Here is a 24,518-nt window from a genome sequence, read left to right on the forward strand (position 1 = left end):
CCTCCGGCTTAACACTATAAGTTGGAGATTTTTTTGATTTTTTTATATAAAAGGGTTTACAATAGGCGAAAAAATGTTATTATGTACATGGTTAACACATTAAGTTAAGGGGGGCAGAAATGACACGACCCAAATATGAAGTAATAAAACAAGATATTATAGAAAAAATTAATTCAGGAGAGTTTGAACCAGGAAAAAAGATATATTCTGAAGGAGAACTCAAAGGAATTTACGGAGTGAGTAGTACGACTGTTGTACGAGCCTTACAAGATTTAGTATTAGAAGGATACTTAATCAGACGACAAGGAGAAGGGACGTACGTAAGAAGAAACTTACGTCATAAAAAAGTTTACTTTGATGAGTTAGGGCCATTGATTGAGAAAAAATCTAAAGAAGTTAGTAAAGATACAATTGAACAAACAATAACTAAGATTCATCGTGGTGTTGAGCAAAACAAGATTGAAAAAAAATTAAGTTTAAAAAATGAAGAAAATTTAGTACAAATTGTTCAAATCGGCATGATTGATGATCTAGTTTGGAAGATTCAAATTCGCTATATGGCAGATAGTATGTTAACTGATGATATGATATCACAGCTACAAGATGGTGGTAGTTTATCAGAAGAATACAAAAGAAGAAACCATTTAAAATATTTACCAATGAATCAAGAAATTAAGTATAGCGTAGTAGCATATGAAAGCGATGTTTTAAACTTAATTCCTGAAGAAATGCTTTATGTTGATTGGGCATTAAATTTACCAGTTGTAAAATTGAATAAGACTTATTTTGATAATCAAAAAAAAGCAATAGAATTTTCAACGACATTAATTCACTACAAACATTACGCAATTAATATTGAATTTGAAGGGATATAGTTATGAATAAGTTAAATGTTGAAGTTTTAAAAGATAGTCATCGTTTTATGGAGAATGGTCTATTAACTAAAGAAAAAGTTGAAAAAGCCATTGAAGAAGCTATTAAAAAGATTGATCATAACATGAGTCGATTAGGAGAACGCTTCCCTTCTCCTAGTACAATTAACCATAGTTATCAAACCATTGAGAACATAGAGTGGACAACGGGTTTTTGGACTGGCATGTTGTGGTTAGCTTATGAATATACAAAAGATGAGAAATATAAAAAATTAGCAGATAAACATGTAGACTTTTTTTTAGAAAGAATCGAAAAAAATATTGAAGTTGATCATCATGATATGGGCTTCTTGTACTCTCCTTCTTGTGTAGCAGCATATAAACTTACAGGAAATGAAAAAGGCAGAAAAGCAGCTATTCTAGCGGCAGATAAGTTAATGACTCGATATCAAGAAAAAGGTAACTTTATTCAAGCCTGGGGAGAATTAGGAGCTAAAGACAATTACCGACTAATTGTAGATTGTTTATTAAATATTCCATTACTTTATTGGGCTTCTGAAGAAACAGGAGACTCTAAATATAGTGAGGTTGCCGATAAACACTATAAAACAACAATTGCTAATGCAATAAGAGAAGATGCATCAGCGTTCCATACATTTTATTTTGATCCTGAAACGGGAGAGCCTATTGAAGGACGAACTCGTCAAGGATATGCTGATGATTCAAGTTGGGCACGCGGACAAAGTTGGTTGATTTATGGTATTGCGTTAAATTATAATTTCAGACCAAAAGAAGAAGACTTTGTTAGTTACGAAGCAGTTACTAATTACTTTTTAAATCGTTTGCCAAAAGATTTAATTTGTTACTGGGATTTGATTTTTGATGATCAATCACAACAATCAAGAGATTCCTCTACTGCAGCGATTGCTGTTTGTGGAATGAATTTAATGAACAAGTTTTTACCAGAAACTTTTGAGAAAAAACAAGTGTATACTTATGCGCAACATAGCATATTAGAAAGTTTGATTGACGGGTATACTGAACAGTTAGGTCAAGGAACTGTAGCATTAATTAATCATGGTGTTTATTCTTGGCATAGTGGAAAAGGAGTGGATGAAGGAAATATCTGGGGAGATTACTACTATTTAGAAGCACTTATTCGTTTTTACAAAGATTGGAAAATGTATTGGTAACTATTTAAGGGGGGAAAAGTAAATGGATGCAAAGCCAAATGTTAAGATGATTAGAATTGATGAGAGGTTGATTCATGGACAAGGTCAATTGTGGATAAAAAGTTTAGGTGTAAATTTGGTTATCTGCGCTAATGACAAGGCAGCTGCAGATAGTATGCAACAATCGTTGATGAAAGCTGTTGTTCCTAAAGATATTGGTTTACGTTTTTGGAATATTGAAAGAACGGCAAAAATAATTTGGAAAGCGTTACCTAATCAATCGATTTTTGTTGTTGTGTCATCTCCAAAGGATGTATTAACATTAGCAGAACAAGGATTTCCAGTTGGAGAAGTGAATGTTGGAAATATTCATGCAAAAGAAGAAAAAGAGAAAGTTTCACAATTTATTTATTTGGGTGAAGAGGATAAAGAAGCATTGAGAACTTTACGTGATAAATTTGGATGTACATTTAATACTAAAACATCACCAGTATCAAATGATGGAGAACAATCACTAGAAAAATTGGAAAGTATTTTAGGATAAGGAGAAAAAGAAGATGGATATTTCAATAACACAAGCACTACTCATTGCTTTAATCACTGGTTTCTGTTATGCCGGTCAATTGTTAGGGATTTATACAAATCGTGCGCTTGTAATGTCATTTTTTGTTGGAGTTGTTTTAAATGATATTCCAACAGCTATTACCATGGGAGCTATTGCTGAACTTGCTTATATGGGATTTGGTGTAGGAGCAGGGGGAACAGTACCTCCTAACCCAGTAGGTCCTGGTATTGTAGGTACAATTATGGCGATTACTTTGAAAGACCAAGGAGTAACACCAGAATCAGCCTTGGCATTATCATTTCCATTTGCCGTGCTATTCCAATTAGTAACAACTGCGCTTTACTCAATATTTGCTGGAACAACAAATAATGCTAGAAATCTAATTCAACAAGGAAAATTCAAACAATTTAATTTGTTAGCTAATTTGACATTTGTAAGTTTCTTTGTCACTGGATGTGCGATTGGTTTCTTTGCATCAGTATCACGTCCAGCTTTACAAGCTTTTGTAGAAGCGTTACCAGAGTGGTTGATCACAGGATTTTCAGTTTCAGGTGGATTAATTCCTGCAATTGGTTTTGCAATGATTCTGTCTGTTATGCTAGATAAAAAACTTATGCCATATGCATTACTTGGATATATCTGTGCAGCATACTTAGAATTGCCAACAATGGCAATTGCTTTAGCAGGAACTTTCTTTGCCTTAATTACTTTTTATGCAAACAATGATAAAGATTCAACAAAGCAGACTGAAACAAAAAATGATAAAGAATCATACCATGATTTATCTAATTTTGCTGAGGAGGATTTTTCTAATGGAATCTAAACAAAGCAGATTAACTCAAAAAGACTATATGAAAACTGCACTACGGTCTTATCTTTTGCAAAACGGATTTAATTATAATGTCTACCAAGGAACAGGATACTTGAATAGTATTTTACCAGCCTTAAAGAAAATCTATGCAGATGATCCAGAGAAACTAAAAGAAACAGCCGGTGCTAATATTGAGTTTTATAATGTAAATCCTCATATGGCTCCATTTGTTACAAGCATGCAACTGGCTATGTATGATCATGGAGAAGAAATTGAAGATGCTAGAAGTATTAAAATGGCTTTAATGGGTCCTCTGTCAGGTATTGGTGATTCATTAGCACAATTTGGTATTGCTCCTTTATTTTCTACTCTTTTTGCTGGGCTAGCATTAGATGGTTTAGGATTTGCTCCTATGGGATTCTGGGTATCAATGTTGATATCAATGTTTGTTATCAAAATGTTCTCAGGATATTTAGGATTCAAGTTAGGAACAAGCATTATTGATACATTAAGTGAACAAATCAGTAAAATATCTGCTGCAGCTAACATTGTGGGGGTTACAGTAATTGCGGGACTTTCTACTACCTTTGTAAAAGCGAATATCCCTATTCAATATACTTCTATAATGGCAGATGGTACAGAACAAATTATCTCTCTTCAAGAAATTTTAGATAAGATTTTACCTAAATTGTTACCTGTTGTACTTACTATTATTGTTTTTTATTTAATTAAGAAACGTAACTGGTCAACATACCGTTTGTTAATTTTATTATTTGCAATTGGAATTTTAGGTTCTCTTCTAGGTATATTAGGATAAAGAAAAAAAGGAGCTAATATAATTTATTAACTCCTTTTTTTTGAAAGGATATATTGATGGATTTTAAATTAATTGAAAAATATCACAATGAATTTTTTTTAGAACAGTCTGTAGAAGAGGAAGTATCAAAGAATAGAACTTTTTTTGATACAATTGTTAATAGAGGAAACTACTTAAAAAAAGGGCAAATTATATTTGATGACTCCTTAGATATGGAAGCTGTAAGCACACCTTATAACTTAGATTTAGCTAATTTGGTGGAAAGTCCGAATGGCGATTTAGAGTGGTGTTACATGGCTAGTCGTAATGGATATCTTGTAGACTTAGGGATTCTATACGCTTATACAAAAGAAGAAGTGTATTTTAATCTTTGGAAAAAATATCTTTTTTCTTTTATTGAATGGCAAGAGAAGAGTCCTCATATGTGGCGAAGTTTAGATGTAGGGTTACGTTTGAATAACTGGATGAAAAGTTTTATTTACATTTCTGATTTGGCTAATCAATTATCATGTACTGAGAAAATCAAATTAGAAAAATCTATCATTAAACAAATTATTTATTTAAAAAATAATTTTCCTAAAAAGAGTTATTTAAGTAACTGGGGTGTGTTAGCTATAGCAGGAGTTTTATCTGCCAGTCAATTATTACCAGAATTAGTTGATAAAGAAACAGAAGAATGGTCATGGACAACTTTAACAGAGGCACTTGAAATTCAATTTTACGATGATGGAATCCAGTGGGAGCAAAGTCCCATGTATCATCATGAAGTTACTATGTGTGTGTTGCAATTGTGGTTAAATAGTTATTACTTAGAACACTCTTTCCCTGCACATATACAGTCTATTTTAGAAAAAGCAATTGACGTTAGTTATTATTATTGCGATCATGCCTTTAATTTATTACCTTTACATGATAGTGATGCTGTGGATTTCACATATATTTACAGTATTTATGAATTATTAGGTTTTTTGGATTTAGATATAAAAAAAACGCCAGGAATTTTTTATACTGGAAAAAGAATTATTACAAAAAAGAAGAGGCTGTTACCCAATCTATTTAAAACAGGTGAAAGTGGTTTTCTAGCATATAAAGACTCAGATATTTACTTAACTTTATTTAATGGACGACATGGTAGTGGACATGGTCACGGGTCTTTAGGTTCTATTACTTTGAATTATCAAGGAAAAGAACTAATAAAGGATCCAGGAAGGTATACTTATCTTGAGGTTCCTTTAAGAAGTTATTTGAAAGAAGAGTTTAGTCACAGTTCATTAATTGTTGATGGGAAACCGTTAACTCAAATAGATTCATCTTGGTCATATAAAACGATGGCAGAACCAATTTTTCATAAGAGTTTTGAAAATAAAGAGTATGTACTATTTGAGATTAGTTGGCATGGAAAGCAAGAAAATAATTTAGTTATCTTTAAAAGAAAAATCATTTTTTTTAAGAAACTTATTGTTATTCTAGTGGTAAATACAACAGATTGTCTTGGGAACCATATTTTGAGTACGCGTTACCAAATGGGAGATAATCTTCAGCTAGATAAACAAGACAATAATATTCTATTAAAGTCAACCCCATTTGCACTGCATGTTGGAAATCAAGCTGATGTTACGATTAATAATAAAACATGGTCCCCTAAATACAATGAAAAAGAACAGTATGAAGAAATATTGCTCGAACAGCCATTTAACAATAAATTAGTGTCGTATGAATGTTTTTATCCTTGGAATCAAGTAGAAATTGAAAAAATTGATTGTTATCAAAATAATCAATCAGATCCGTGTGATATGTTGTTATATTTTGGAGTGAAAATGACTACTAATCAAGGAAAAGTTTATGAATATTATCATAGCGCATATGATACATTTAGAGGCGATAAGTTGTATTTTGGAGAACAAGGACGTTTATTATATGGGAAATACAAAATTTTTAGAAAAGAGTTAGGAGAATAGTTATGATTGGTTTTATTATTACAGGACACGGAGCTTATGCTCCAGGAATTTACGGTGCTATGGAAATGATTACTGGAAAACAAGAAAAGGTTAAGGTAATTCCTTTTTTGCCTGAAATGACATTAGAAGTTTTCAAAAACGAAATTGTTGCAAGTATTGATATTCTTAAAAAAGAGGTATCAGAAATAATTATTTTTTCAGACCTTTTGGGAGGAACTCCATTCAAGACTGCTGCAGAAATAGTAATGAACCAAAGTGGTATAGAAGTAGTTTCAGGTACTAACTTATCGATGTTGATAGAAGGTTCAATCCTTAGATTAGGAATGACAAGTTCTCAAGAATTAGTTAGTCAGTTACTTCAAACTGGGAAAGATGGAATTAGTAGATTAGAGTTAATTATTGAAGACTTTGAAAATGATACAGTGGATTTTTTAGATGGGATTTAATTAGAATCACTTAACCTAATATAGTAGAAAATTGAATAAGCTGTAATAATAAATGTTTTTCCGATTGAAGGCATATCTTTCAACTTGGTGATAATCTAATATTGTTACAGTTTATTTAACTTTATAAGCTAACACGGAACATTTTTTGGAAGCGTGTACAGTTGATTGTTTTTTCCGAAGGTAAACTAACAAAGGAGTGTCTTTTTAGATATTTATGCTTAAAAATAATTCGTATCAATTCTCCAATCGCCTTTCAAGACAGTTGCATTCTAGAAACTATGATATATCAAGGAAAAAACTTATAACAATTATGAAGTGATTCAAGGGGTGTATTGTTTGATTTTTAAAGAAGAAGCTAATAAGTGTTAATTTGAAGCTCATAATTATATTGATAAGGAGAAATAATAATGAAAAATAAAATAGTAATGAATAGTTTGATTGTTTTAGCATTATTGTCATCTACAAGTCTAAATGCCTCAGCAGAGGAGCCAGAATCACTTAATGAAGCAGAATAATCTATTAATAAAACAGTAAAACCATCTGATGATAGTCAAGGTAATTCTAATTTAGTGCAGAATGGTGATTTCTCAAATATTGAATCTCAAGAAGGTAAGTGGTCAGGAAATAAACCAAGTAGTTGGGGTATATGGATACCTGGAGATATAACCACTATAGACTATACAGCTGAAGTAAACGATAACAACCAAATAGTATTATCTAGTTCAAAAGATGATTTTCGTGTAGGGATAACACAAAAAATTGAGGTAGATCCTAATAAACTTTATCAGCTGTCATTCAAATTAAAAACAGATGAGTTAACAAATGTGGCTCGTGTACGAATTAATGAGCAGAGTAAAAATGGACAAACTAATTTGTGGTATTCAAAATCTGTCAAGGGAACAACTGATTGGAAAACAATTACGCAAGACCTCGAACTAAATCCAGAAACTAGTTTTGTCACTATTGAATTGTTTTTTGAAAAAGGTACAGGGACACTTTATTATGATGACGTATCATTTTTAGAGAAGCAGGCTGAAGAAGATGATGGTATAACAATCGAAGATAAAATTGAGATCAATACAAACAATATTTATGTAACAAAACAAGAAAATTATAAATACGTTGTAGGTGATACTTCAATAGCAACCGAAGAAGAAGGAATGTTGTATCCTGATAAAGAAGGAGAAACAACTGTAAAAATACTGGATGAAGAAGGTGTGCTATTGAAGGAAATTCCTTTGGTTGTATCTTCATATAATGAAAAAAAGTATAATAAAATGCTTAATCAATGGAATGAAGTAATTGCGGGAAATTCGTATTACAATGAAAATAATGATGTAATGGTTCAGCAAAATAAAGATTTAGATTATTCAGTAGAAAACATTATCTCTTTATATACTTATAAAGAAAATTCTAAAACGCTTTGGAGTGATATCACAGACTATAAAGTTTCTGCTAATATCACTGAGTCATATAGAAGAATTGAAACAATTTCAAAACAAGTGACTCAACCCGCTTCTAAATATTATCAAGATAAAGAAGTCATTCGCATTGCAAAGAATGCAATGGAGTGGATGAATAAAAACGTCTATAACGAAAATTCGTCTCTTCAAGGTAATTGGTGGGATTATGAAATTGGAGCGCCACGTGCTATTAACAACGCGCTGTCTCTGATGCAAGCATATTTTACTCAGTCAGAAATATTGACGTACACTAATCCGATTAATTATTTTGTACCTGATCCTTATAATTTTAGAGTGACATTAGGCAAACCATTTAAAGCATTAGGTGGTAATTTGATTGATATGGGTAGAGTAAAAATTATTTCAGGTGCTTTAAGAGAAGATGGAGATATTGTCAGTAAATCAGTAGAATCTTTGCAACAAGCTTTCGAGTATGCCAAACCTGGTGAATCAGGATTTTATGAAGATGGATCATATATAGACCATGATAACGTTGCTTTAACAGGTGCGTATGGTAGTGTTTTAATAGATGGTTTATCACAATTACTACCAGTAGTATTGGAGAGCGAATTACTACCTGTTAGCAAGTTAAATAATTTATATAATTTTATAGACAATTCATTTATACCATTAATGTACAAAGGTGAAATGATGGATATGGTCCGAGGTCGAGCGATTAGTAGAGAGGCGCTTCAAAGTCATGTTGCGGGAGGGGAAGTTCTTCGAGGTTTGATGCGAGTAGCTAATTCATCAGAAGAAAATCAAAAGAATCGATTGAATACACTGGTTAAAACATTTGTTAAAGGAAATACCTACTATGATATATACAATAGTCTAAATTCATATAAAGATATTGATTTGATGGATAAATTATTAGCAGATGATTCTATTTCGACAACTGGTTTTTCAAATAGTTTAGCAACTTTTAATGAGATGGATAAAGTAGCATATCAAAATGTAAATGCAAAGTTTGGTATTGGAGTGAGTATGTATTCTGATAAAACACAAAACTATGAGTATATGAATGGAGAAAACGCTCATGGATGGTATACATCAGATGGGGCAGTTTATCTATATAATGAAGATTTAGGTCAATTCAATGATAATTACTGGGCAACCGTAGATCCGTATCATATCCCGGGAACTACAATTATTCCAACGGAAAGAGAAGATGGGTCTGGAATGGTTACATCACCTAATAGTTTTGTTGGTGCAACTAAGCTAGATGATACAACCGCTTCAATAGTTATGGAATTTACTAACTGGGATGAGTCATTAAATGCGAATAAATCTTGGTTCATTTTCAATGATAAAGTTGTATTTTTAGGTTCAGATATTCAAACTGCTGGAGACACACAATCAATTACTACAATCGAGAATAGAAAAAATACTGATATGACACAATATGATGTGTATGTAAATGGAGATAAGCAAGCATTAACTAATGAAGAAGTAAAATTAAAAGATGTACACTCTTTATTGTTATCTTCACCAAACAACCAAGCAATGAATATTGGATATACTTTTTTGGACACAACTTCATTAGATTTTATAAATAAGACAAGCCAAGGCAGCTGGAAGGATATTAATGCTAGTCAGTCAGATCAATTACACGAAAACAATTTTTTAACATTTTATAAAGCACATTCTAAGGAAGATACAACATACGCTTATGTGATGTATCCGAATATATCAAATGATGAACTAGCTAAGAAAGAAGAATCAAATAAAGTCAAGGTATTGCAAAATAATGCGTCTGTTCAAGCTGTCTATGACGCTGGTGAAGAAAGTTGGGGAGTTGTATTATACGAGGATATGCCCTTTGAGATTGATGAAGCTATAACACTAACTAAAAAAGGTGTTTATAGTATTAAGAAGGAGAAAGATGAGTACAGAGTTGCATATCTTGCCCCATCAGATGAAGAATATCATTCAGATACAATTGAGAGTATCTTACCTCAAGAGATAATACAAGAAGCAAGAAATAAAGATAAAAGCACGATTGTTAGACTTAGTTTTGATAAAGATGCAAGAAAAGTATTAAAAGATAAACAAAAAGAGAAAGAAAAACAGAGAAAAGAGCAGAGAAAGATAGAAAGAAATAAGAAAAAGCAATTAGAAAAAGAGAAAAGAGAAAAAAGAACTAAGAAAAATAAAAATCTTTAATGGATTTAATTTGACAAACAAAATTATGAAAAAAGATGAATAGGAGAGATTGAATTGTTAACATTAGTATTAAAAAACGAAAATGAAATTATTAAGGAAAGAAGTCACTCTACAGAGACTTATTTAGGGTTGAAACGTAGAGAATATGCAGAAGGAGAAGTAGTAGAATTAATCCTAGATGAAGCTAATCAATTTGTATGGGTTCAGGTAGATGAAGCTATTGAACCAAGTTTAATTTACTTAACTGAAAAAACTTGGGAATTTCCGATTATCTTAGATGAGAGGTTACGTTTAGCTTATTCACCTAAAATATTTACAGGAGATCGTCATTATATAAGAGCTTGGTTACCTACAGAAAAGGAAATTCATAGTTACCGCAATTTAACACGTAATGCACACGATCAAAAGGACGTTACTAATGCTTACCCACATGCATTTGCTAATGTTGAGACACGTAATGATTCAACATTCTTCGCTCGCAATGCAATTGACGGTGTTTTAGCAAATGAAGACCATGGTGCTTATCCATATCAATCATGGGGAATTAACCAGAACAAAGATGCAGAAATTACAATTGATTTTGGTCGTGAAGTTGAAATTGATAAATTAGCATTAGTTTTACGTGGTGACTACCCTCATGATAGTTTTTGGACACAGATTACAGTTGTATTTTCAGACGGTGAAGAAAAAATTTTAGAAACAACTAATCAATTGGATCGTCAGTATTTTAATCTACCTTTGACAAAAACAAAAAAAATTACATTAAAAAAATTAATTAAAAATGAAGATGAGTCTCCTTTTCCAGCATTAACTCAATTTGAAGCTTACGGAAAAGAGGTTTAAAAACCAGATGATTAGAGTTAGTCTCTTAAAGATGAATTGCATCTATATGTAGGTCTATCTATTAAAGTAGAGGAGAAAGAACAATTATTTAGCTTACAGCACGAAGATACATTTTCTGGGCTTAAACTTTATTTTGTAAATAAAGAACCAGTTTGCGGAAAAGTAACCTGGATTATAAAGAATAAACATAATGTGAAATATAAGCGTTTACTTTGATGTTGTAACACAAATATTTTCAAAAAAAAGCAGATGCTTCGTCAGTTAGAACCATTAGGAGTTCATATTGTTATAGCTACAGGTAGAAGTCTATATTTATCTAAAAAATAATGAATGAAATTAGGATAAAAGGTTATATCATTGGTCTAAATGGAACGTCTATTTCTCATGTTAAAGATGGAAAAGCATTGCATGTAAGTGAGATACCATATTCTATAGTTAACGCAGTAATGATTATTGGCAATCAAAATGAAATAAATATTTAATTTAATTGCATTAAATATGTCGTATCTCATTTTGCGTGATTATAAATTTTATCATTATTTTGGAATAAAAAAGAATGGTAGATTTTATAATGAAGTAAGCCACTTCTGAATAAAAAAGAATTTAAAATTATTAACATAGATAGAGTTAAAGCTATGGAAATGAAGGAAGTAGTTATCTCAAAGATTTTATTTTTTAATAAAAACTCAAAACTACTTGCAGAGTGTTAACAATACGATAGTAAATTAAATCTAGAAATGGTTTACCCTGATAGTTTAAGCGCTGAATTATACTTGAAAGGAACAAATAAGGCCATTGGTTTAAGATTTCTGTCTCAAAGCTTAAAAAATATTAGCTCAAGACACGGTAGCTATTAGTGATAGTGAAAATAATCGCTCCATGATTAAATATGTTGGTCATGGTATAGCTATGAGAAACGCGATGAATTCAGTTAATAGGGTAGCAGATGAAATAATAAAAATAAATGATGAGGATGGTGTTGCAGAAATGATAGAGAAGTTTATTTTGAAATCTCAATGAGCCGCCTTTAAAAACGAGATACTCCTTCTTTAGAAGTTTCTTATATGGTAAAATTAGTTTCTAATAAGGAAAGGATATGAATATGACTATGGAAAACTTAAAAAAACCTTATGGAACTGTTTTAATTAGAGCTTCAAAGATACTTAATCTATTGTCTGAGTCCGATAAAGGCAGAACGTTAAAGGAAGTTTCGTTCTATACAGAAATGACAGCATCAACTACTTTGAAAATTCTAGATACCTTGTTATCAATTGGTTATGTATCGAAGGATAACGAAAAAAAAGCATACCTTCTAGGCCCAGCTTTAGTAAAATACGCAAATAAATATGTTAATGATTCTTTGTTAATTAGAGTTGCAACGCCACATTTAGAAAAACTGCATAAAACCATTGATGAGACTATTCATCTGGGAATACCTACTGCTGATGAAGTTATGTATTTAACAAAATTAGAGCCTCAAAAGCAATCAATCTATATGAGTTCTAAGGTTGGAATTACACGCCCATTGTATAGTTCTGCTATGGGAAAATCGATTTTGGCTCATTTGGACAAAGAAGAGTTACAAGACTATTTAGACAGAGTTCCATTAATTCCATATACAGAAAATACAATTACTAGCTCAGTTCAACTTATTGAAGAATTGAAACGAATTAACCAGACAGATATAGCGTTTGATGATGAGGAAATGGAAAACGAATGTTTTTGTATTGGAGCCAGTATTGAAATTGAGAAGGATAAATATGGAGCTTTTAGTGTTAGTATTCCCAAATATAGGATGACAAAAAATCTAGAAGACTATCTAATCAGTTTAATTAAAGAGACAAAAATAAAAATAGAAAATGATATTAAGGAGTGCTAGAGTAGCGATCAAAGTATCTATTATTAATGTATTAGAAGAGATTAAACGTAAACATGAAGCTAATGAGAATGTCTATCTAGGATATAAAGAAGAGTATCAAGAAGGGGATGTTATACAAGTTGATATAACTATTAAAAATAATTATTTAATAGTTAATCTTGATAGCTCCTTAGAAGAAAGTCTTATCTGTCTTTTAGGAAACCAGCTGAAACGTTTCGTGCAGCATTTTTACCTAATTTATTTAAAGGAGAACGCCATTATCTATCTGTCCGCTATGCTACAGTACACCAAATTTCACAATATAGAAAGTTTACGTTAAATCCGCATGCAAGCGCAAACGTTGAAACTCGAAATGAAACAAATTTTTTTCTCGTAATGCTATTGATGGTATTTTAGCAAATGAATACCAAGGCCGCTTTCCTTGTCAGTCGTGGATATTAACCAAGATCTTAATGCACAGTTACGTATTGATTTTGGAAGAAAAATAGACATTAACAAGCTAGGTTTCATTTTACGTGGAGACTATCCACATGGTAGTTACTGGACAGAAGCAAAAGTAACTTTTTCTAATGGTAATGAAAATACTTTTAATTTGGAAAAGTTAATGGAAGAACAACGTTTTGAAATTGAAGAACAAGATATTGAATGGCTAGAACTTCATAGCTTAATAAAAGCAACTGACAAATCTGTTTTTCCTGCTTTAACTTAGTTGCTTGTTTATGGTAAGGGTAAATGATTAATTGAAATGGTTACTTAAACTCTCTGCTTTTGGAACTTCAACGAAGTAGATTGAGTTTATGAAAATGAGAAGGTTTTCTAGATAAACGATAAACTTTTTTGTGTGAAATAGCTTGAATTAAATTTTTACTACAGTTATACTACGATTATAGTTTCTTTAAGAGAAATACGATTTCCTATAAGGAAATAATAAAATGTGGGAGGATATTTACAATGAAAATGGAAACGAGATATGCACATAGCCCAGAGGATATTCAACACTATTCAACTGAGCAGTTACGTGAAAAGTTTTTAGTAGAATCACTTTTTTCTCCAGGAGAAGTTTCATTAACTTATACACACAACGACCGTATGATATTTGGTGGAGTTACTCCAACTACAGAACCTTTAGAAATTATTTTATCTAAAGAATTAGGTGTTGATTATTTCTTAGAACGTAGAGAATTAGGTGTTATTAATATAGGTGGCCCAGGAAGTATAGTAATTGATGGCGAAGAGTCAGAGATGAAAAAACAAGATGGCTATTATATTGGAAAAGAAACAAAACAAGTTTTATTCAAATCAAAAGATAAACTGAATCCAGCTAAGTTTTACTGTGTATCTGTACCTGCACATAAAATTTATCCAAATGTAAAAATTAGTATTGATAAGATTACACCAATGAAGACTGGTGAGCAAAAAACGTTAAACGAAAGATCAATCTATCAATACATTCATCCGAACGTCTGCAAGAGCTGCCAGTTACAAATGGGTTATACTATTTTAGCTGAAGGATCATCTTGGAATACTATGCCTTGCCATACTCATGAACGTCGTATGGAAACTTATCTATATTTCGATATGGAAGCAGACACAAGAACGTTCCACTTTATGGGTAAACCAAATGAAACAAAACACTTAGTTGTGGCTAATGAGCAAGCTGTTATCTCACCAAGTTGGTCAATTCATACAGGAGTCGGAACAGCGGACTATACGTTCATATGGGCAATGTGTGGAGAAAATATCACCTATACAGATATGGATATGGTAGCAATGGATGAGCTAAAATAAAATGATTCTATTTTGAAAAGAGGAGTATTTAAAATGACAGAATTTGGTATGGATGCATTTAAATTAGATAGTAAGATAGCGCTTGTTACAGGCGCAGTTTACGGAATTGGCTTTGGAATTGCTGAATCTTTAGCTAAAGCAGGAGCTAAGATTGTCTTTAACAGTATCAATCAAGAAAGTGTTGAACAGGGATTGGCTTCGTATAAAGAAGCAGGAATTGAAGCATACGGCTATGTCTGTGATATTACAGATGAAGAGGCTGTGGAAAAAATGGTTAAACAGATTGAATCTGAGGTTGGAGTAATTGACATTTTAGTAAATAATGCTGGAATTATTAAACGCATTCCAATGTTAGACATGTCGGCTGAAGATTACCGTCAAGTGATAGATATAAATTTAACAGGACAATTTATTGTATCAAAAGCTGTTCTTCCATCAATGATTAAAAAAGGACATGGGAAAATCATCAATATCTGTTCAATGATGAGTGAATTAGGTAGAGAAACAGTAAGTGCCTATGCATCAGCTAAAGGTGGATTGAAAATGTTGACCAAAAACATTTGTGCTGAATTTGGAGAGAATAATATTCAATGTAATGGAATTGGACCTGGGTATATAGAAACGCCACAAACTGCTCCATTACGTGTCGAAGGACATCCTTTTAATGAGTTTATTATTGATAAAACACCTGCAGCTCGCTGGGGCAAAGTGGAAGACTTACAAGGTCCTGCATTATTTTTAGCATCAGATGCATCTAATTTTGTTAATGGACATATTTTATATGTTGATGGCGGCATCTTAGCTTCTATTGGTAAACAACCTTAACAGAAAAATAAACCGTTTAAAATAAATAATAAATAGTATCAGGAAAAATAAGAAACACTGATCTCATATGTGTTTCTTATTTTCTTTAGAATTAAGAAAGGAAATCAATTTGTGCAAAAAAATGCTTTTTATAATGATTTAAGCGATACTAATAAGTATATTATCAAGTGTTGTTTTTTTATCTTTTTCGTTAATGGTATTTATGCAATGGTTTTTGGGTCTATCTTGCCATTATTAAGCAGTGCTTATCAATTAAATGATTTAGTGAGTGGTATGCTAATTTCGAGTCACCAAATAGGAAATTTAATAGCAGGCCTTCTAGCCGGAATCCTACCTATTTATTTAGGAAAGAAAAATTCTATTCTTTTCTTAAGTAGTTTTGTTGTTGTTGGATTTTTATTAATCATAACAACAGGTCAACCTTGGTTATTATTAGCTGCATTTTTCTTTACAGGAATTAGTAGAGGGAGTATTTCTAACTTTAATAATAAAGTGGTTAATGATATTTCAAACAGTAGCCCGACTGCTTCTAACTTATTACATAGTCTTTTTGCAGTAGGTGCATTAATATCTCCATTTTTGGTTATTGTAACAACAAAATTATTTGGTGTAAATGGATGGAGAGTAACGGGTATCATTATCATTATTTTAATTTTAATTTCACAATTCATGTTCTCTAGGATGCCGATAGATGAAGAAAAACCTAAAAAAAATAAGACAACCATTAAAAAGAATTATGAATTTTTTAAAAACAAATATTTTCTGATCACAGTCGTTATCTTGTTTTTCTATCTATGTGCTGAAGCAACCATAACTGGTTTTATAGTGAAGTATTTTGTAGATTCTACTATTATGACTGTTTTACAAGCCCAAATAGTATCCTCTGTTTTATGGCTGGCTATACTAGTCGGACGTCTAGGGTGTATTTTCTTTGGCCATTTTTTGAAAAAAAGCCATTTATTATTGTTAATAAGTGTAGGAGCAAGTATGTTTTATTTCTTCTTGTTAAACGTAACGAATTACTCTCTAATCCTGCTTATTATTTTTGGCTTAGGTGTTTCAATGGGTGGGATCTATCCAACGGCAATGACAATTGCCGGTTCATCTATAAAAGAATATCCAATGGCAATAGGATGGTTATTAATCTTAGGTGGCATAGGTGGTATTGCAATGCCAACGATAACAGGTATCCTATCTGATCAATTTGGTATTTTCGCTGGGATGGCAGCTATTATTGTTGCAATTGTGATCATGTTAATAGGTGTAATGGCTTACGCGTTAATTGAAAAAAATAATAAGGTTTAGAACAGTTTAATTATTTGGAGGAGAAAATATGACAAAAAAATATGAAATATTAAAAAAATTATCCAATAACTATTTATTTGCAGTGGTCCGAGGTAAAGATAAAGAAGACGGAACAAATATTTCTAATGCATGCATTGAAGGTGGACTAAAGAATATTGAAATTACTTATACTACCCCTGATGCGAGTTCTGTTATTAGTCATCTAGTGAAATCAGTTAATTCTGAAGAAGTAGTAATAGGAGCGGGTACTATTTTAGATGATATTACTGCTCGCAATGCAATTTTAGCAGGTGCAGAATTTATTGTTAGCCCTCACTTCGATAGCGCTATATCAAAAATTTGTAACCGATATAGTGTTCCTTACTTACCGGGATGTGCTACAGCAACTGAAATAATTAAGGCCTTAGAATCAGGAGTAGATGTTGTTAAATTATTTCCAGGTGGATTATTAGGTGCGAGCTTTATAAAAGATATCCATGGTCCACTACCACATGTAGAAATGATGCCTTCTGGTGGCGTTAGTTTAGATAACTTAAAGCAATGGATAGAAAATGGAGCATGGGGAGCAGGTATTGGGAGTGCGTTAACTAAAGACATTAATAAAAATGGTTATGAGAGTGTCACAATAGCAGCTAATAAGTTTGTTGATAAGATGCTAGAAATCAAGTCAGTTTAAAACTAAAAATTAGGAGAATGGATTTATGATAGATGTTATGTTATTTGGTGAACCGATGGTTATTTTTTATGCAAACAATGAGGGTCCATTAGAAAATGCTATAAGTTTCTCAAAAGGATTAGCTGGAGCAGAAGTTAATGTAGGGATTGGCTTAACTCGTTTGGGTCATAATGTAAATTACATGACTAAATTAAATAAAGATGAATTCGGAAAATATATTCATGATTGTTTAAAAAAAGAAAAATTAGATTCAACTTATATTTCATTTGATAAAAAAAAGCAAGTAGGGTTAATGTTTAAAAATAAAGTAATAGAAGGTGACCCTAAAACTTTATATTATCGTAAAAATACTGCAGCTTCTACATTATCTATTGAAGACGCAAAAAAAATTGACTTTAAAGAAGTCAAAGTATTGCATATCACGGGTATCCCACCAGCTTTAAGTGAAAGTAGCCGTCAAGCTTGTTTTTATATGATGAGAGCTGCGCGTAAAGCAGGCTGCTATATCACTTTTGATCCTAACTTGCGTCCGGCTTTATGGGAGAGTGAAGAACTAATGATTAGAACTATGAATGAATTAGCTAGTCTTTCTGATGTAGTTATACCAGGAATTTCTGAAGGAGAGATCTTAACAGGATTAACTGATGTAGAGTCCATTGCCGATTTCTATTTAAATCAAGGTTCTAAAGTAGTTATCATTAAAGACGGTAGTAGAGGTGCTTACTTTAAAGAAATTGATAAAAAAATTCAGTTTGTAAAAGGGTTCAAAGTAGACCGTGTTGTTGACACTATAGGTGCTGGAGATGGGTTTGCTACTGGAATAATTGATGGATATTTGTCAAATATTTCAACCGCAGATGCTATTAAACGTGCCAATGCGATAGGCGCGATTCAAGTACAAAACATAAGTGATAATGAAGGACTACCAACTCGTAAGGAACTATTGTCTTTTTTAACAACGAATAAACAATTTTAGACTGTCTACACTGGAATGGCAACAGTTTTTTTGACAAATTTTATAAGGTGCAGAACTTCTTTCCGTATGCTATTTCGATTGTCCTTGATAATGAGCCTCCTCGGATGTGACGATCTTCGGCAGGAGCTAACAGTTAAAGGTTGACTGCCTCGCTAATGTTAGCCCGAGCTCATTATCAAGGATTCGCTGCGCCAATCTCTGGTTACGGTAACCAACCGGTGTCTCGTAGCCAAGTGTACCGTGCAACCGAAGGTGGTTCCACCAATTATCATAGTCAAATAACTCCAAATCCAATTGTTGTAAGGTTTCAAATGTGTATTGATAGACGAATTCTACTTTCTACGACTTATAAGTTGATTCAACTACGGCATTATCAAAAGGACAGCCTTTATGACTCAATGATCGGTTGATGTCAAACGTTGTTAATAATTCATCAATAGCTTGGTTATCAAACTCTTTTCCACGTTCAGTATGAAAAAACTCAATCTCTGTTAGAGGTTATTTGATACGGCTAAATGCTTTTTTTACTAGAAAAGCATCTTTATGTTCCCCCCACAAGAATAGCCGAGAATTTCTCGATTGAACAGATCCAAAATGAAACAGATATAATGCTATCTTTTCCCGACTCGTACATAAGTCAAGTCTGTTACGATCGCTTCTAATGGGTTGTCTCTTAAGAATTTACGATTCAATACGTTTGTCGTTTTTTGCTTCATTGCAAGTAGAACGATGTACTTTAAAATAAGCAACAGTATAGCTCGATTTTAATCCTCTATTTTTCATGATTCGACTAATTTTTCGTCGGCTGATCTGAATGCCTCGTTTTGATAAAGCTTTTTTTATTTTTCTTGAGCCGTAGGCTTTTCGGCTGCGGATAAATTCTTCAGCGACCGCTTCTTCAAGTTCTGATTCGTCTTTCTTTGGTTTTGATTGATAATAATAGGACTGACGTGATAGACCTAACATTCTGCACATCGCTGATATAGGGTAAAGATGCTTATTCTTATTCGCATCGATTACTTGTCTCTTAGTCCGAATATCAGCGCTGCTTGCTTTAAAATATCATTTTCCATTTCTAATTGCTGGTTTCTTTTACGTAGTTCTAACAATTCTTTTTGTTCAGGCGTAAGATTATCTTTTTCTTTGAATGAACCACTCGTTTTAGATTGCTTTACCCATTTGTCAAATGCTGAAGCCGTTAGTTCATATTCTCGAATGATTTCTACACGTGGCTTTCCAGCTAAGTAAAGATTGACGATTTGTTGCTTGAATTCTTGTGAAAAAGTTCTTCGTGTTCTCTTAGACATAAAAATTCCTTCTGGTATGTTTGCTTCTAGTCTACACACCTTAATTTTTCTGTCTAGTTAATTATAGCCTATCCAAGCTAATAAAAAATGTATTTAATTATTCCGTTTGTGTCAAGTTTTTCTCGAGTGTCCTATTCCTTCACTAGTTTAGGCACTCTATTTTTGTACACCCATCAGCTACCACACGGCTCCGCCGCTTGCTGGCCCATCTTTTGGAAGAACGTTCCTAAAACCAGGAACCTTCTCCCAAAAGACAGGAATTAACGAAAACTTTTAATTAATTGTCCTATTGCCGATGAACGAGAAGCATACAAGGGAATGGTCCCATTCTTTGCCCCGACTGACTGCCGTGTTTTATCATGCAATAACGACGATAAACGAACCGTTTGGTTCAGCTTGCGCTGTTGTCTCGCACTTCTATTTTGTTGATGAAGGTAGGCTTCACGCAAGGTGTGATTGAACATCCCTTGTTTTACCTTTACCATAGCTTCGCAACCTTCTGCGCTCCAATGCATCCCACGCTTTTTCATGCGAAAAGAGATGTGTCGTTGATTCGATTCCATTGCGCCTAAACCTCTTGCATCCTCTGGTGCTTGTTCTACTTTTTCGCGCCAATCGAAAATCCGATCCCAATTCCGTAAGACATAGGTTCTAAATGTATTCAGTTTTTCCACTGCTGCTGTTTCGTCTAACGTACTTTCATACGTATCTAACCAAATAGTTAAATGATCTAAATCATGCGTCTTTAATGCTTGCTTGACCTGCTGTTTAAAGATAGTCGTTTTCACACCAAATGCGCGATTTAACCCTTGAAAAACATGATAAGAGTCTAGCTGATTGAGAACGGGATAATTCGATTGAGAAAAAGCTTCTTGGAATCTATCTGCAGTATAGCCTTGTCCACCGTCACTATTGGTAATAACTTGGGCTTGTTGTAAGGCATAATGATTCGTTGTAAAGGCTTGGACCTCTGCCCAAAAACCAGCGGTTTTTTTAGTCGTCATAATGGCTTTAGGTTCCTTTAAGGAAACGCGTTTTCCGTTTTTATTCCAGCCTTCGTAAAGAATGGCATGACGAACTTCTAAGCTTTTTTTCTTTTCTGTTCCACGCACAAAAACACCATCCGCTTCGGCATAGAAATAGTCCACTTTTTTCCCTTCTGGCAATTCAGCTGCTTCTTCTAGCTCCAATACGCTTTCTTCATCTTCACGTGCTTGTGCGGATCCAACGCGTTTAAGAAGACTGCCAACTGTTTGGTGGCTGATCGTGACAGCCGTCCATTCATTTAGCATAGTTGCAGTATCTCGATAAGTAGCTTTACTCGCCAACTCAGCCACTTTTACTTCTACTAATGGACTATGACGCTGATATTTTCGAATGCCTAACCACTCATCTAGTGGATAATGATTCTGATCCGTGTGATCTACCATTAAGGTACGATAGTACCGAACGGGACCGAAAATAAATTGGACCGTTTTCCAATCTTCTCGTTTCACTTTCCAACCTTCAAGTTGTTTCTCCTCTTTGATCACCTGATTGATATGAGTGAAGACATCTCCCACTAATTCAGAAAATACTTCATACATATAAACTTGAATAGCTTCTTCTGTCTCTATTAAATTGTTTGAACCCTTTATTATTTGGTAAACCTTTGATATAATCTTATCCATAAGAAGGCCTTTTTCATTTATGTATTTGCCGCTCAAGCATACATTTATGATAGAACGCCTTCTTTTTTTTTTTTCAGTAAAATTATTAACTCTCGAGAACTATTTTACACATACAATTATTCCTATCCTCCTTAACTTAATATCTAGATTCTCTCAATTTTCTTTTAAAAAGTAACGCACCTATTAGTTTACAATTAGCAACCATGGGGTTACATATACTAAAAAAACTAAGTTTAAAAGAGTACTTATTTTAAATGATTCAATAAAAAGAGACTAATTACTGAGTAAAAGTAATTAATCTCTTGCTGCATTCCTTAAATAAAATCGCTTTTTATTGATACATGATTTTATCCGATTTCATGTATCAAACTTCTCGCTTTAACTACCATATATATAGCCTAAATAATTCATAGTTTTTCTGAAAGCTATCTAAAACCTTACAGCGAAGCCATTATTTCACATATTTTACAACACCCTTTGGGTGTACAAAAAGAACCCCAATCTGTTATGGTTAAAGTGACTAAACTAAACCATGAAAGGGGTTCTCTCAATGGCTACATTACAGGAAAAACGGATAAATTTCAATCCTAAACTAACAGTTTCCAACACTGGTGGTAATCTTTCAACAGATGCCGGATTGATTTTAGTAAAAGAATTTATGGATTCACTTGGATTTTTAGAATGGCCAAAAGCTTCCTTCAAATCAAAGATGACCGGACTTACTGGAGACACGACAATATCTCCTTACTAGAACAACTTCTTTTCCAACTGATCTCTGGCTACGCTGCAGATTCATCAGCTAAATTATTGAAGGAAGATCCCATCTTCCAACTTATTTTAAATAAAGAAACTGCTGCTTCACAACCTTCTCTTTCACGTTTCTGGGACCGAATAGATGAAAAAACGATCCGTCAATTCCAAGATTTGAATCAAGCTTTGATTGATAAAGTACGATTGAAGCGAAACACAACAGAGATGATCATTGATTTGGATTCTACTCATTCGGATACTTTTGGAAATCAAGAAGGAACGAACTGTAATGCCCACTATCAAACAAACGGTTACCACCTTTTAGTTGCTTTTGATGAGCTAACGGGCGACTTTTTAAAGGCAGAACTTCGTTCTGGAAATGTTTATACATCAAACGGTGTAAGGGATTTTCTAAGGCCTTTACTCAATCATTACAGCCAGCAACTTCCTTGCACAACGATCCTTGTGCGTGGAGACAGCGGCTTTGCGACACCAGAAGTATATGAAACTTGTGAATTGAACGAAAGCTTTTATGTGATTCGTCTGAAAGCCAATGCTCAACTAGCAAAGTTAGCAGAATCATTCATTTTAATTGGCGATGATCATCATTGGGAAGAAAAAGAAGTTCACTACTATTCTACGTCTTATCGAGCAAAAAGTTGGTCACAAAAACGTCGGGTTTGCATCAAATCAACTAGAGAAGCAGGAGAGCTGATTTTTCGTCATGAATATGTGATCACCAATTGTTCAGAAAATTTATCCGCTGAAACATATTTTATACCTATCAAAATCGCAGTACGATGGAGAACTTTATTAAAGAAGCAAAGAATGGATTCTATTTTGATAAAACCGATAGCTCAACTTTTCTGGAAAATCATGCTCGTATGATGATAAGCCTATTGGCTTACAATATCGTTAACTTTATGCGAACACTTTGTTTATCGGCAAAAGAAGCGACACTTCAAATTGATACTCTCCGCTTGCATTTATTTAAAGTAGCAGGAAAATTGGTACGAAGTAGCCGTAGATTGCTATTAAAACTGAGCACGACTCATGTCTTTCAAGATAGTTTCTATCAGTTGTTAGAAAAAATACAACAACTCTGTTGGTGACCATCCAAATGAATTTAAAAAAATTCATTTCTTTCAGGGAGTTCGTGCGGCCAAAATTAAGTAATACCTTATCATTCAGCTCATTGTTTTACCTATTTTAACTTTTTCCATCCTTTAATGAATAAAAAAGTAAGTTAATTGGGATGGGCAGATGAAAAAAATAACTTTTACAGATAAATTTTAGAAGTATGAATTATTCAGGTTCTATCCTTTGTTTTAAATTATCTATTCGCGTAAAGACATATAATTTTAAAGGACAGTTATTTACATAATGAACGTATTCGTTGGAAATATATTTTGTAGTGTATCTAAAAAATGTAGCGTTGAATTATTCAGGATGATGGCTTTGTATTAAAAAAATAAATAAAGATTTAAGTTCTATTTTACCTTTGAATATAATATTAAACCCTTGCTTTTTAACTGAGTTATTAGTAAAGTTAGTACAGAGACATTTTATAATAATTACAAAATAGAACTTATTACAAGGAGGAAAAAGAAATGGAAATTAACGATAAAAAATATGGAAAAAAACCTTATATAGTGAATATCGAAGAGGCTACTGTCCAAAATGATAGGTATCGGACAACAATGTGGACAGGTGAAAAATTACAAGTTACCGTTATGTCTATTCAGCCTAATGATGATATAGGGTTAGAAGTTCACCATGGTATTGATCAATTTATTCGTATTGAAGAAGGAAACGGACTATGTAAAATGGGCCCTACTGAGGATAACTTGAACTTTGAACAAAAAGTTCAAGATGATGACGCTGTTTTTGTTCCAGCTGATATGTGGCATAACATCTTGAATACAGGCGATAAACCTTTAAAACTATACACGATTTATGCAGGGCCAGATCATATTCCAGGTACTATACATGAAACACATGATGATGCACGTAATGATCCTAATGAACAAGACTAGAATAAATTCATTTTAAAATCAGAAAAACGCTAATTGCATTTTTGAAATTAGCGTTTTTCGTTTTATGGGAGGTTTTGTCCTAGCTTCTTTTTTCCAAATATACTATTATTTTATTTGGATCAGTTTAAGGGCTATCTAAAATCGACAGTATAGTTCAATCAAATCACTACTTACTAACTCTCGGTTTTGGAGA

At 32.8% G+C, this 24,518-nt stretch carries 19 protein-coding genes and 2 pseudogenes; 19 read left to right on the top strand and 2 right to left on the bottom strand.

From position 1 onward, the window contains the following. The first annotated feature begins 119 nt into the window (after nt 1–119). The 17 genes from BR87_RS09105 to BR87_RS09180 all read left to right on the top strand — a co-directional run bounded on the left by BR87_RS09105 (nt 120) and on the right by BR87_RS09180 (nt 18,562). Complete coding sequence (locus tag BR87_RS09105; RefSeq protein WP_035031243.1) at nt 120–875, top strand: GntR family transcriptional regulator; 756 nt, start codon at nt 120–122, stop codon at nt 873–875. 2 nt (nt 876–877) lie between these two features. Then, nucleotides 878–2,065, top strand: coding sequence for a glycoside hydrolase family 88 protein (locus BR87_RS09110; protein ID WP_035031246.1), 1,188 nt, complete (start codon nt 878–880; stop codon nt 2,063–2,065). 22 nt (nt 2,066–2,087) lie between these two features. Further along, the gene (locus BR87_RS09115) at nt 2,088–2,588 is read left to right on the top strand and encodes a PTS sugar transporter subunit IIB (protein ID WP_035031248.1); all 501 of its coding nucleotides are present in this window, start codon (nt 2,088–2,090) and stop codon (nt 2,586–2,588) included. Nucleotides 2,589–2,601: 13 nt separating this feature from the next. Further along, nucleotides 2,602–3,432, top strand: coding sequence for a PTS mannose/fructose/sorbose/N-acetylgalactosamine transporter subunit IIC (locus BR87_RS09120; RefSeq protein ID WP_035031251.1), 831 nt, complete (start codon nt 2,602–2,604; stop codon nt 3,430–3,432). Continuing rightward, complete coding sequence (locus BR87_RS09125) at nt 3,422–4,237, top strand: PTS system mannose/fructose/sorbose family transporter subunit IID (protein WP_035031255.1); 816 nt, start codon at nt 3,422–3,424, stop codon at nt 4,235–4,237. The genes BR87_RS09120 and BR87_RS09125 overlap by 11 nt, the downstream gene beginning before the upstream one ends. Before the next feature lie 56 nt (nt 4,238–4,293). Further along, the gene (locus BR87_RS09130; RefSeq protein ID WP_035031258.1) at nt 4,294–6,195 is read left to right on the top strand and encodes a heparinase II/III family protein; all 1,902 of its coding nucleotides are present in this window, start codon (nt 4,294–4,296) and stop codon (nt 6,193–6,195) included. A gap of 2 nt (nt 6,196–6,197) precedes the next feature. Then, nucleotides 6,198–6,641: a PTS sugar transporter subunit IIA gene (locus BR87_RS09135; RefSeq protein WP_035031261.1), complete on the top strand. Its 444-nt coding sequence runs from the start codon at nt 6,198–6,200 to the stop codon at nt 6,639–6,641. Nucleotides 6,642–7,210: 569 nt separating this feature from the next. Next, nucleotides 7,211–10,270, top strand: a complete 3,060-nt coding sequence (locus tag BR87_RS09140; protein ID WP_244877048.1) for a polysaccharide lyase 8 family protein — start codon at nt 7,211–7,213, stop codon at nt 10,268–10,270. A gap of 54 nt (nt 10,271–10,324) precedes the next feature. Next, nucleotides 10,325–11,113: a discoidin/SUN/FTP domain-containing protein gene (locus tag BR87_RS09145; RefSeq protein ID WP_035031265.1), complete on the top strand. Its 789-nt coding sequence runs from the start codon at nt 10,325–10,327 to the stop codon at nt 11,111–11,113. An 828-nt stretch (nt 11,114–11,941) separates the two neighbouring features. Next, a complete protein-coding gene (locus tag BR87_RS13685) occupies nt 11,942–12,133 on the top strand; it encodes an HAD hydrolase family protein (RefSeq protein ID WP_404813305.1) in 192 nt (63 codons plus the stop codon). Between the two features lie 88 nt (nt 12,134–12,221). Further along, a complete protein-coding gene (locus tag BR87_RS09150) occupies nt 12,222–12,992 on the top strand; it encodes an IclR family transcriptional regulator (protein ID WP_035033074.1) in 771 nt (256 codons plus the stop codon). Between the two features lie 421 nt (nt 12,993–13,413). Continuing rightward, complete coding sequence (locus tag BR87_RS12680) at nt 13,414–13,701, top strand: hypothetical protein (protein ID WP_051929781.1); 288 nt, start codon at nt 13,414–13,416, stop codon at nt 13,699–13,701. Nucleotides 13,702–13,949: 248 nt separating this feature from the next. Further along, the gene (gene kduI / locus BR87_RS09160; RefSeq protein WP_156959140.1) at nt 13,950–14,780 is read left to right on the top strand and encodes a 5-dehydro-4-deoxy-D-glucuronate isomerase; all 831 of its coding nucleotides are present in this window, start codon (nt 13,950–13,952) and stop codon (nt 14,778–14,780) included. A 33-nt stretch (nt 14,781–14,813) separates the two neighbouring features. Further along, nucleotides 14,814–15,605 (top strand): gluconate 5-dehydrogenase, encoded by a 792-nt coding sequence (locus BR87_RS09165; protein WP_035031271.1) that lies wholly within the window; start codon nt 14,814–14,816, stop codon nt 15,603–15,605. Between the two features lie 111 nt (nt 15,606–15,716). After that, nucleotides 15,717–16,910: an MFS transporter gene (locus BR87_RS09170; RefSeq protein ID WP_035031274.1), complete on the top strand. Its 1,194-nt coding sequence runs from the start codon at nt 15,717–15,719 to the stop codon at nt 16,908–16,910. Nucleotides 16,911–16,938: 28 nt separating this feature from the next. Continuing rightward, nucleotides 16,939–17,586, top strand: coding sequence for a bifunctional 2-keto-4-hydroxyglutarate aldolase/2-keto-3-deoxy-6-phosphogluconate aldolase (locus BR87_RS09175; RefSeq protein ID WP_035031277.1), 648 nt, complete (start codon nt 16,939–16,941; stop codon nt 17,584–17,586). Nucleotides 17,587–17,611: 25 nt separating this feature from the next. After that, nucleotides 17,612–18,562, top strand: a complete 951-nt coding sequence (locus tag BR87_RS09180; RefSeq protein ID WP_035031280.1) for a sugar kinase — start codon at nt 17,612–17,614, stop codon at nt 18,560–18,562. A gap of 126 nt (nt 18,563–18,688) precedes the next feature. Here BR87_RS09180 and BR87_RS09185 read toward each other — a convergent pair. Both BR87_RS09185 and BR87_RS09195 read right to left on the bottom strand, forming a co-directional pair. Further along, nucleotides 18,689–19,869: pseudogene (locus tag BR87_RS09185) on the bottom strand (IS3 family transposase). Between the two features lie 260 nt (nt 19,870–20,129). Then, nucleotides 20,130–21,539, bottom strand: a complete 1,410-nt coding sequence (locus BR87_RS09195) for an ISLre2 family transposase (RefSeq protein ID WP_035031285.1) — start codon at nt 21,537–21,539, stop codon at nt 20,130–20,132. 550 nt (nt 21,540–22,089) lie between these two features. Here BR87_RS09195 and BR87_RS09200 point away from each other — a divergent pair. Together BR87_RS09200 and BR87_RS09205 are read left to right on the top strand one after the other, a co-directional pair. Next, nucleotides 22,090–23,401: pseudogene (locus tag BR87_RS09200) on the top strand (IS1380 family transposase). A gap of 498 nt (nt 23,402–23,899) precedes the next feature. Continuing rightward, nucleotides 23,900–24,325: a cupin domain-containing protein gene (locus BR87_RS09205; RefSeq protein ID WP_035031288.1), complete on the top strand. Its 426-nt coding sequence runs from the start codon at nt 23,900–23,902 to the stop codon at nt 24,323–24,325. Nucleotides 24,326–24,518: the final 193 nt, after the last annotated feature.

The sequence above is a fragment of the Carnobacterium mobile DSM 4848 genome, assembly GCF_000744825.1.
Taxonomy (GTDB): Bacteria; Bacillota; Bacilli; order Lactobacillales; family Carnobacteriaceae; genus Carnobacterium_A; species Carnobacterium_A mobile.